General features: G+C 43.8%; 9 protein-coding genes. 7 read left to right on the top strand and 2 right to left on the bottom strand.

Annotation, left to right across the window (positions count from 1 at the left end):
• From K1X82_08245 to K1X82_08230, 4 genes are all read left to right on the top strand, one after another.
• Positions 1-1,052: M20/M25/M40 family metallo-hydrolase (locus K1X82_08245; protein MBX7182087.1), on the top strand; the 1,052-nt coding region annotated here is incomplete at its 5' end.
• 3 nt (positions 1,053-1,055) lie between these two features.
• Positions 1,056-3,200, top strand: a complete 2,145-nt coding sequence (locus K1X82_08240; protein MBX7182086.1) for a hypothetical protein — start codon at positions 1,056-1,058, stop codon at positions 3,198-3,200.
• Positions 3,201-3,576: 376 nt separating this feature from the next.
• The gene (locus K1X82_08235) at positions 3,577-4,062 is read left to right on the top strand and encodes an Lrp/AsnC ligand binding domain-containing protein (GenBank protein MBX7182085.1); all 486 of its coding nucleotides are present in this window, start codon (positions 3,577-3,579) and stop codon (positions 4,060-4,062) included.
• Between the two features lie 55 nt (positions 4,063-4,117).
• Positions 4,118-4,477, top strand: coding sequence for a hypothetical protein (locus K1X82_08230; protein MBX7182084.1), 360 nt, complete (start codon positions 4,118-4,120; stop codon positions 4,475-4,477).
• Positions 4,478-4,508: 31 nt separating this feature from the next.
• Here the strand turns inward: K1X82_08230 and K1X82_08225 are convergent, their stop codons facing one another.
• Positions 4,509-4,700 carry a hypothetical protein gene (locus tag K1X82_08225; protein ID MBX7182083.1) on the bottom strand — a complete coding sequence of 64 codons (192 nt, stop codon included), beginning with the start codon at positions 4,698-4,700 and terminating at the stop codon, positions 4,509-4,511.
• 172 nt (positions 4,701-4,872) lie between these two features.
• Between K1X82_08225 and K1X82_08220 the strand changes: the two genes are divergently transcribed.
• From K1X82_08220 to K1X82_08210, 3 genes are read left to right on the top strand one after another with little or no spacing between them, the layout of a single operon-like run.
• On the top strand, positions 4,873-5,625 hold the full coding sequence (locus K1X82_08220) for a hypothetical protein (protein ID MBX7182082.1): 753 nt from the start codon (positions 4,873-4,875) through the stop codon (positions 5,623-5,625).
• A gap of 56 nt (positions 5,626-5,681) precedes the next feature.
• On the top strand, positions 5,682-6,662 hold the full coding sequence (locus K1X82_08215; GenBank protein ID MBX7182081.1) for a c-type cytochrome: 981 nt from the start codon (positions 5,682-5,684) through the stop codon (positions 6,660-6,662).
• 7 nt (positions 6,663-6,669) lie between these two features.
• Positions 6,670-7,632: a hypothetical protein gene (locus K1X82_08210; protein ID MBX7182080.1), complete on the top strand. Its 963-nt coding sequence runs from the start codon at positions 6,670-6,672 to the stop codon at positions 7,630-7,632.
• A 655-nt stretch (positions 7,633-8,287) separates the two neighbouring features.
• On the opposite strand, the gene K1X82_08205 is transcribed toward K1X82_08210, so the two are convergent.
• The gene (locus K1X82_08205) at positions 8,288-8,521 is read right to left on the bottom strand and encodes a YdcH family protein (GenBank protein MBX7182079.1); all 234 of its coding nucleotides are present in this window, start codon (positions 8,519-8,521) and stop codon (positions 8,288-8,290) included.
• Positions 8,522-8,536 lie beyond the last annotated feature (15 nt).

The raw sequence follows: 8,536 nt of genomic DNA, 5'->3' as shown, positions 1-8,536 counted from the left end.
TAGTTCCCATGGGTTTACTGCCGATGGGCGACGACGGATTTCACCAGAATTTTACCTACAAAGCAAGCCTAAATCCTCACGACACCATTGGCCGTGGTGAAGAGTTAAACGGAACCAATGTAATAGCTTTCCTGGATAGAAAATCCGACAAAACCATTGTTTTAGGTGCCCACTACGATCACCTGGGCGATGATGGACGCGGCAGTTCTCTGGATGCCAATCCTCAAGGTAAAATCCACAATGGCGCCGACGATAATGCCTCCGGTTCAGCCGGATTAATAGAATTGGCCCGCTTGATTTCAACCCAAAAATTATTGAAAAACTACAATGTGCTATTTGCCTGGTTCTCCGCAGAAGAAGCCGGTTTAATCGGTTCCAAATACCTCTGCAACCACTTTCCACTGAAATTAGAATCGGTAAAATTGATGGTAAACCTGGATATGATAGGCCGCCTCAACGATAGCACCCGTGCCCTCACCATGATGGGAATGGGAACTAGTCCGGTATTTGGTCCAAGCCTCAACGAATGCAATAGCTACAATTTTAAATTGGTGATGGACAGCAGTGGTACCGGCCCCTCCGACCACACCTCCTTCTACCTCAAAAACATTCCCGTATTGGCCTTTTTTACCGGTACCCACAGCGACTACCACAAACCTGGCGATGATATAGAAAAAATTAATTTTCAAGGGGAGTCGGATGTGCTAAGTTTTGTGCTAAAAGTGCTGAACAAATGCACCGGTTTGAAAGACATACCTTTTACCCCAACCAAAACCAAAGCAAATACCGCCGCTTCGTTCAAAGTAACCATGGGTGTTATGCCCGATTACAGCTTCAGCGGTCCGGGCCTCCGAATCGATGGGGTTACCGACGGTAAACCTGCGGCCAAAGCCGATTTTAAAGCAGGAGATATCATTTTGAAAATAGAAAACTTCGATGTAAAAGATATCTACAGCTACATGGAAATTTTGGGGAAATTCAAAAAAGGCGACAAACCCTTTGTATCGGTCAAAAGAGGACAGGAGATTATTGTTAAACAAATTGAGTTTTAAACCGTGAAAGGCATTTTCTTCCAGCTGCTTTTCCTCTTCCTTTTACTAAGCTTTCCGGCATTTTCTTTACAATCCGTTTCTATCAACGGGCCCAAGGAGTTTTGGGAAAACTCCATTACCAAATCCAGCCTTGTTGATGCACAAAATCTGCTGGCACAGGCCTACAACTGTCCGGTAGAAATTAACAACAATCAGGCGGAACTAATTCTTTACCTGCCCAGTCTTTCCCAACTAAACGAACAAAAAAGCCAAGCTCCCGAAGGTCGGAACTATCCTTACTTCGAAGTACCGATTCACCGGTATGCCTGGAAATTCCAAACGGCCGGCAATAAACACTATGCCTTTCTTTCGGCCAGTTCCTTTCAGGGTGTCAGCTTTGGAATCTATGGTTTGCTCCAGGAAAAATTGGGCTTTTGCTTTTACCATCCACGCCAAACCATTGTTCCCAAACTCAGCGACTGGAACCTACCCAATAACCAAACCTGGGAAGCCAAACCCGTGTTCGATAAAAAAGGCTTCCACCTCCATACCCAACACCCGTTGGAGCTAACCGAAGCTTTGCACGACCCAAACTATCCCAATGCCCTGGCAATGGTGAAGGAGTACCTGGATTGGCTGGTGCGAAATGGACAAAACTATTTTGAATTTTGCCTGCTCGAAAGCATTGACCGCAAGCTTTGGCCGGCTCATGCGAAGGCTTTTGTGGATTATGGTCATAGCAGGGGCTTGCTCATGGGCGTTGATTTTTCACTGCACATGATTCAGCAAAAAACCTTTCAGATGTATTTGTCTCCAACTCAATCCTGGAAAAGCAAGGAGAGTCAAATCGTTCAGAACATGAAGTGGTTGTTGCAAGCTCCCTGGGATTTCTTTAACATGGAATTTGCTTCGGCGGAATTTGTTGGTGGCAACAGGGCTAAAAAAGAGAAATTGCGCCTGATGATGATCGATTGGCTGGCTAAAAACCATCCTCAAACCAAATTGATGGGTCGTCAGCATGTGGTAAAACACGACAAGGAACAAGGCGTTACCGGACATGATTTTTCATGGGATTCCACTAGCATTGCTTTGGACAAAAAAAGGGGTATTTTGTCGCATACGGTGATGTTTTACGACATGACCGAACCCAATGCACCGGTTTATGAAAACAAAAACCAGCGACACCAATTTGAACTCCTGTTATCTGAAATGGAAAAGCGGGAAACCTGGTATTATCCTGAATCGGCCTATTGGGTAACCTTCGACAATTCAGTTCCTCTATTCCTTTTGCCTTACCTCAAGGCCCGCCTTGCGGATATTGACACTTGCGAAAAGTACCGGGTGCCCGGTCACATCACCTTTTCATCGGGTTGGGAATGGAGTTATTGGCTGTTTGATTGGAGCATTGCCCGTTGGAGCTGGAACTTTTACCAAAATAATACCCGCCTGCCCAAATATCCAACTCAATACGTAGATGCAATTGAACAAACATCTGCTTCACAAGACTGGATAAAAAAGGCTTTAGCCCTTCAACAAACCTACCTGAAAGATTCAAACCTTATTCAATGGCTGACAGGTATGACCATTACCGATGAATTGCCTAAAGGAATGAACAATGCTTTTCATCCACGACCTCCACTATCCTATAAATACCTGGAACGTAAGGCAAGTCTTCAGGAAATACAACAGGTTGAAAAGGAAATTTTACCGCGATTGGAGGCTTTTTACAAACAAACAGTTGAGCAAATTCAAAACAGAAAGTCACTGGGTCCTTTCAACAACAGTTGGGAAAAGGAATGGATGGATGGGCTTGAAATTACTGCCCTGCGCGCCCACCACCGCTTTTTCACCTTGTCCTATATTTTAGAAAGAAGAAAAGCCAGGCTCGGGCATCGGCCTTTCAACGGCAAGGCCCTTTTGGATGAAGCAGCCAAAGTGAGACAACTGGCTCAGGATATTGTAAACCATCGAGAAACTTCCTACCGTTACGATCTGCAAACCATTGCCCGTTGGGGTCGTGGCCACACCTCATACGACTTCGGTTACCTTTACCCTGTTCACAAACTTACCTTCTGGAAACGGGAAGAAGAACAGGCTCGTCGAAACAAATATGGACCTTTGTTTATGAGCATCTGGAACCCTTTCCGAATAATAGGATTGGTTGATTAATTCGACTTTTAGAATCACACTTCTCAAAGGCTTGCATGGGTTAAATTTACCCTTTGCCCAAAAACAAAAACCGCCCCACGGAGGAGGCGATCTTTGCGTTTACCTGTAATTACCCGCTGTAGGGGGAGGATTCGAACCTCCATAGAGTGGTTAGCCTAGGTTTCCGCCTAGGTTTCTCCCAGTTTCTCCACCGCCGCGACAGGGCGGCATGTCTGCCGGTTTCATCACCCCACAGTATTGTGTTTGTCAAAACTTCAAATTTCTTGCTGTTTTGTTGATACAAATGTAAAGACTTTAACCTTCCATTGATAAAAAGGTTGTAGTTTTGCCAAACAATTACACTTACGGCAAAATATTGTTAATATTTTTATTAATCATGCAAATTCAACCCGAAAATCAAGCCCATTCTTATATTCCCGATAAAACAGATTTAGCCATTTTGCGACTGCTCATGCAGGATGCAGGCCTTCCTTACACCGAAATCGGCGCAAAAGTGTTCGTTTCACCCGGTACTGTCCACTTCCGAATGCGTAAAATGCAGGAAGCAGGTTTGGTTAAAGGCAGCACTTTAATTTTAGATCCTTCCAAATTTGGTTACGACCTGGTTGTATTTGTTGGAGTGTACCTGGAACATGGTTCGGCCTATAAAGAAGTAGTTGACGAATTCGAAAAAATCCCGGAGATTACCGAAGCACATTACATTACCGGCAATTACAGCGTATTTATGAAAATTGTTTGCCGTAATACCCAACACCTTCGCCAAATCCTGAACGATCAAGTACAAGGCATACCCGGTGTGCAACGAACGGAAACCTTTGTCTCACTCGAAGAAAGCATCAATCGAAGCATTTTGCCTTCCTGACAAATTTTCGTCAGTTTTATGCTGCACTTAGTACAAAGTACATACTTTTGCCGAAATGCGTCTTCCAATTTCCATCTTTCTATTGGTGTCTATCCTCTTGGGTAGTGTTTCCAAAACATGGATTTATTCGCATTACCGCATGAATTTCGACACCTATGCCAAGGTGCTTTGCGAAAATAAAAACAAGCCAATGCTGCATTGTAACGGAAAATGCCAGTTGAAAAAGGAGTTGAACCAACAGGAATCCAAAGAAACTCAATCTATTCCTGTTGAATCTAACATCGATTTGTTTTTCCAATATTCGGAACCATCCCTCTTCTTTCACGAAACCCCAACCAATTCGTTAATAAAACAAACAGTTCCCTCTCTTCTCAGCGGAGCCTTCCTTTCTGTATTCCAGCCACCGGAAGCTTAGCATTGTTCAGGCTATGCATGTAGAAACGAACTTAACTTCTTTCTAAATTCATGGTTATACCTTCATTTGGAACAATATCAACCCGGGTAACCATGCCTTGTTGTTCCTTATTGATTTTGAAAAACCATACATCCCCGTTTTTGATTGAAATGGTATTTTTATCATCAAATTCAATCAATCCGGAAAAGGTTATGGAATAAAACCGTGTTTCCTGCCTTGGCATATACCAATACTATTGGAGAAATAGTACAACGCTATTTTAAAAAATACGGGCAATTGCCAATGAAAAAGGAAACTATCGCGATGGCTGACAAACATTTTTAAACAGGGCAAGCATGCAACAAACGTTTGCCTTTCTTTCCCACAACAATAACAACTTAAAACACTAACAAAAAATGAAATTTACCAAATTATATATAGCCATAGCAGCTTTGTCTGTGGCTTTTGTTTCTTGTACAAAAGACGAACCCAATACTAAAACTTCTCAAAACCTCATGTTCCACATCCATACCATGGCCGGTGCAAATGAGGTTAATACCCTGGATACTTTCGCCACTGCATCGAACAGAAAGCTAACCTTTAGCGACTTACGTTATTATATTTCCAACATTGTTCTAATAAAAGAAGATGGTACCGAATTGCCAATCACCGGCAAAGTGCTTTTATGCGGTATCGAAAAAGAAGAACAAGAATTAGGCGAGGTTCCGGTTGGTAAATACAAAGGCTTTAAATTTTTATTAGGCCTTGATTCTGCCACTAATCACTCCGACCCAACCACCTATGCTGCCGGTGAACCTTTGGCCATGCAAACTCCTTCTATGCATTGGGATTGGAACAGTGGTTACCTTTTCCTTAAAGCTGAAGGCCGTGTTGATACCACTGCTGCCGGTGTTTCTGCACCAAACCACGACTTCTTCTACCACGTTGGTATGGATATGTTGGCACGTCAAATCGATTTTTCTACTTCCGCCTTTGAAGTAACAGGCGACGCAGAAAAAATGATCCACATGCATTTCGATTTTCTAACTGCCATCCAAAACCTAGATTTAACGACCGAAACTTTGACTCATTCCATGGGCCCGGGTTATCCAATGGCTGAGAAAATTGCCAACAACCTTCAATCTTCTTTCGAAGTTGAAAATGAATAAGAATGTTTAACTTAACTTTGGGGCGCACTTCAAAAAAGTGCGCCCTTTTTTTTGATATGAAAAAGATCTACCTCTTCGGATTCCTGCTTTTGATTCTGGCTTCTTGTAAAAAGGACCCTCAACTGGGCGATGCAGTTATTGCCCTTGCTATTCCAAAAGGCTTTCCTTCTCCCGAAATTCCCGACGATAACCTGCCTACCCGCTACCGCATCGATTTAGGCAAGCGCCTGTTTCACGATCCAATTCTCTCTCGCGATAGCACCATTGCCTGCGCCTCCTGCCATTTCGAAAACCTGAAATTTGTGGATAGCCTGGCCTTCAGCAAAGGCATCGACAACCAAAATACCATGCGCAATAGCATGACTATTTTAAATGTAGCCTACCAGCCTTATATGTTTTGGGATGGAGGGGTGCCAACTTTGGAACAACAAGTGCTTGCCCCAATTTCCAATCCACTCGAAATGGATTTCGATGTTAACCTGGTGGTAGAACGTCTCAAAAACCACCCTGAATATCCTGCTCTCTTTGAACAAGCCTATGGCGAAGGGCCCTCCGTTTATACACTTACCCGTGCCATAGCAAATTTCGAACGTACTTTGTTTACCGGACTCTCCAAATACGACGACTACCTCCACAACAACAATACCACCGCACTTAACGAATCCGAAACCCGTGGAATGAATTTGTTTTTCAATGAACGTGGCGACTGCTTCCATTGCCATGGCGAATACAACTTTACCGATTACAGCTTTCATAACAATGGTTTGTATGAAGTATACGCCGATAGCGGCAGAGCTCGTGTAACCGGACAATCAGCCGATGTGGGTAAATTCAAAGTCCCTTCGCTACGTAATATTGCCCAAACCGCTCCTTACATGCACGACGGGTCGCTGAAAACCTTGGAGGAAGTATTGGAACACTACAGCAGTGGAGGTAAAAACCATCCCAATAAAAGTGGAATGATTGTTCAGAAAAATTTTACCCAGCAGGAAAAAACAGATATCATTAATTTTCTAAAAGCTCTTTCAGACCAATAAAAGAAGGATGCTGCTGAAAATCCTTCATATTTTGTATTCCTATCTGCATCTAGTCAGGTATGGCCGTGCCTATTTTGCCCAATTGGAACAACCTCTTCAAGGAAAGCTCGACGAAGCAACCCTTACCAAAGCCCTTGAACGTTACGCCTTGCACATCCCTATGACCTGCGATGCCTTTACTCAGCTCTATGGCAGGAATACCACCAAATCTGAAAAGGAACGCATGCTGTTGTACTACGTGTCAACCGTTATTTACGACGATTTTTTCGACCTAAAACAACTCAGTACCGAAGATCAGGAAAAAATTACCCTGCACGGACTCGAATTTGAACCCCGCAACTTTAACGAGAAACTCTTTGTTTACATGCAAAAAGCTTTGTTACCCGGGGTGCACCAACCCGAAGAACACTTAGCTGTTTTTGGTAAACTACTTCGCAACCAACAAGATTCCGCCAAACAGTTTGATGCTTCTGTTTCCGATTCGGAGTTGGAACGTATTACCTTGCAAAAAGGGGGCTGGGCCTACCAAATGTGCTTCTATTACCTCGATTTAAACATCGATGAGCGCGATATCGAAACCACCAAGCGGCTTTGGTACCAAATCGGAGGCATTATTCAGTTGATAAATGATCAGTACGACATCCGGAAAGATATGCTGGAAGGTATTGTTACCCTGCCTTATCGAATGAAGGATGTGCATGCCTATTGGAACTATTATCATCAAACCGTACAAACGTTTTTTGCCGAGGTGGATAAGTTGCATGTTCCGAAGTCACGCAAAAAGAAGTTCATCCAAATTATGAGGGCTACCACGGCCTTTGGTTACCTGGGGCTTGAGCAGTTTATGGACATCCAGGGAAATAACCCCGAATTGCCGTCCATGGAAAGTTTAACCCGGCAGCAATTGGTGGTGGATATGGCAAAATCGAAAAACTGGTGGCGCTGGTTAAAGCATTACTATTGGACCTGATGTTTGGTTTATTATTTGGCGGGTCCCATTCGCAGTAGCTTAGGTACAATTACCAAGCATTTTCGGGCTCATGGTCGGGCTATTCGTTCCAAGTCCTCGCCGCCCGGGCTAGCGCCACGGCCGTCTGTGGGCTTTCCACTGCTATCCCTACCCGACCCGAACCCCAACCGCCGGGTAAGTAATTCAAAAGATGTGCTCGACAGAGTTTTTTGGGATAAGTTTCTACACTTCGGCCTTGCACCCTCGGGCAACGATAGAGGCAAGTAGCCCACAGGACACCGACGGCGTTAGCCTAGGGGGACGAGGACTACAGCCGATAGCGTGACCCGAACGCCCATGCATTTCCGGTGGGCTTTGCAAGCAATTTGTAGGCGGAGGGGGCCCGCCAAATAAGGAACATGCCAACCCAACTAATACAAAAAAGCCCCCAAAAACGAGCTAAACGCTTGTCTTTAAGGGCTTTAACCCAAATTGCGTATTAGAAATTCCTAAACGAGCTAAAAACTTGTAAATCAATTTGTTTGCCCAATTTTATAACAACTTCTTTCCCGAAATTTCTTCGGGAGGGGTAAACTCAACTATATCAAGTAGGTCGAATTTGGAATCCTCCTATGGAATAATTTGGCTATTACAGGCTACAGGCTAAAAATTGGTATTACTGCTTCAATAAGGCGTACAAGGAATCTTTCAAATGAACCCGTTTCTTCCTCAATTCGGTTAATACATCATCGGAAGTTGGCTCTGCACCTGATTCGATGCGGTGAATATCGTGATCAAGGGTATGGTATTCGTCGAACAAGGATTTGAAATGGGTATTATTGAGCTTTAATTCGTGGATTTTCTCTTTGTATTCGGGGAATTCGTGAATAAGATCGTGGTGTTTTTCCATGTAATAAATATTTGA

The organism is Bacteroidia bacterium (genome assembly GCA_019695265.1).
In the GTDB taxonomy this organism is placed as follows: Bacteria; Bacteroidota; Bacteroidia; order JAIBAJ01; family JAIBAJ01; genus JAIBAJ01.
This window is presented reverse-complemented; position numbering and strand designations above follow the sequence as displayed.

Excerpts from the sequence above, each read along its gene's own strand:
- K1X82_08210 (MBX7182080.1), top strand. The coding sequence starts at position 6,670 with ATGCTGCTGAAAATCCTTCATATTTTGTATTCCTATCTGCATCTAGTC.
- K1X82_08220 (MBX7182082.1), top strand. The coding sequence starts at position 4,873 with ATGAAATTTACCAAATTATATATAGCCATAGCAGCTTTGTCTGTGGCT.
- K1X82_08230 (MBX7182084.1), top strand. The coding sequence starts at position 4,118 with ATGCGTCTTCCAATTTCCATCTTTCTATTGGTGTCTATCCTCTTGGGT.
- K1X82_08215 (MBX7182081.1), top strand. The coding sequence starts at position 5,682 with ATGAAAAAGATCTACCTCTTCGGATTCCTGCTTTTGATTCTGGCTTCT.
- K1X82_08235 (MBX7182085.1), top strand. The coding sequence starts at position 3,577 with ATGCAAATTCAACCCGAAAATCAAGCCCATTCTTATATTCCCGATAAA.
- K1X82_08205 (MBX7182079.1), bottom strand. The coding sequence starts at position 8,521 with ATGGAAAAACACCACGATCTTATTCACGAATTCCCCGAATACAAAGAG.
- K1X82_08225 (MBX7182083.1), bottom strand. The coding sequence starts at position 4,700 with ATGCCAAGGCAGGAAACACGGTTTTATTCCATAACCTTTTCCGGATTG.